General features: G+C 41.6%; 1 protein-coding gene and 1 pseudogene. Both read right to left on the reverse strand.

Annotated features, from left to right (window positions below; all coding sequences use genetic code 11):
- Positions 1-420 precede the first annotated feature (420 nt).
- The gene (locus WB217_RS09540; RefSeq protein WP_423992853.1) at positions 421-1635 is read right to left on the reverse strand and encodes an MFS transporter; all 1215 of its coding nucleotides are present in this window, start codon (positions 1633-1635) and stop codon (positions 421-423) included.
- A 105-nt stretch (positions 1636-1740) separates the two neighbouring features.
- Positions 1741-1861: pseudogene (locus WB217_RS09545) on the reverse strand (glyoxalase); the annotation flags it as partial.

Consider the following 1861-nt stretch of genomic DNA (forward strand, 5'->3'; position numbering starts at 1 on the left):
CTCGCTAAGTATCTAACTTTACTCTGCTTAAAGATTTTATGCTTTTTTAAAGCTAATTTTTCAACCTCGTGCAATGCTTGTACTTCCAAATGTAATCACCCGATCTGAATTATTGTTATAAGGATAAGTGACAAAGGTGGTTAAAATCTTTTTTATTTCTGACGATGTTTGTTTCGTATGTTTATCTATAAAGTATTTGTTCCCAAAGGTGGGATGAATAAGCGCAATACTATAAAAAAAGATAGATAAGTTTGCGCTTATCTATCTTTTTTTATTAATTATTTTCGTATTACTAAAATACGCGTTTCAAAGCAATAGAAAAATTATTTTAAGTCAAGTGAATGCATTTCCAAGAATAATTCACTTTAACATAGTAACGCACCGGGGGTCTGACCCCCGGTGCGTTACTGCGTTAAAACTCTAAAAGGTGTCCTTCACATACTGTGGATTGCGATGCATTGATCCGTAGAGGACGAGTCCGCTCACGAGCAGCAGTCCGCTTGTTACGATAAAAACAGAAGTGAATCCGTAGTAGCCTGCAAGAAAACCGCCAAGCACGGGACCGATAATGTTCCCAAAGAAACGGAGGCTCGTGTTGTAGCCGAGTACTTCGCCCTGCATCGCAATCGGTGCTTCCTGTCTGATATACGCAACCCTGACCGGGATAATTCCGCCAATTGTGATCCCAAGCAGGAATCTAATCAGTACAAGCTGCCAGATATTCTCGACGAAACCACCTGGCAAATAAACGATGGCCGATAAAAACAGAAGAATGACAAGGATTTTTATATAGCCAACCTTATCCGCAATCTTCCCCCAATTTCGTGCCATCATTAAATTCCCCAGTCCTGCCGCTGAAAAGGCAATTCCTGAGTAAAATGCAAGATTTACATGTCCATGCAATTCACCGACATATAGGGATAAAATCGGCTGAATGCTGAAATGGGCAATCTGGACAAGCATTGACATCAAAAGAACATTCACCATGATTGGATTTTTAAGAATATGCTGAATAACCTCTTTACGGCTGTAATTGGTCTTCGTGCCTTTTTTAATATCGATTCTGTGTTCCATTACCTTGAACACTAACAGACCGGAAACGAGGATAAAGACTGATGTGGATTGGAAGGTGGCAGCGTATCCTAAAGAATCAGCCAGCACGCCGCCAATCATCGGCCCAAGCAGGGAGCCTGTTATGCTGCCTGTCTGTAATGTACCCAATACCTTGCCAGCATGTTCCTTCGGTGTCTGGGTGGAAATGAGCGCCTGGGATACAGGGATGAAACCTGAGAACAAGCCCATGAACATTCTCAGTAAAAATAACTGCCAAACAGAATGGGCAAATCCAAGCAGGAAAATAGATAATCCCATCCCAAAGGCCATGAAAATCAGGATTTTCTTTCGGCCAAACCGGTCACCCATCCTGCCAATGACCGGAGAGAATAGAAATGCAGTGACAAAGGTTATGCTGAACGTAATTCCGGACCAGTTCTGGACATACTTTTCCGTAAAATCGCCGAACGTTTCAATATACAGTGAGAGAAAAGGCATAACCATTGTCATGCTGCCGGCGATGAAGAAATTCGCAAACCACATGATGATTAAGTTGCGTTTTGCCTTTTGCTGCTGGGTCATTTCATCAACACTTCTTTCTCGGTACGAATATTTCGCTTTTCTAAATATTATACCAAATTTTAGTGCGATTGAAAACCAAGCAAACAAGCAAGAAATGGTCGTTAGTTAAATCCACTCCAGCAATTCAATCCTGTTCCCAAACGGATCATGAACATAAATGCGATTGGCGCCAGGCAGATTGTCGTCTTCAATATACTCTACACCTGCTGCCGATAAGTGTTGTTTC

The organism is Mesobacillus sp. (assembly GCF_049588175.1).
Lineage (GTDB): Bacteria > Bacillota > Bacilli > Bacillales > Cytobacillaceae > Mesobacillus.

Coding starts and splice junctions, on each gene's coding strand:
- WB217_RS09540 (WP_423992853.1), bottom strand. CDS start 1,635: ATGACCCAGCAGCAAAAGGCAAAACGCAACTTAATCATCATGTGGTTT.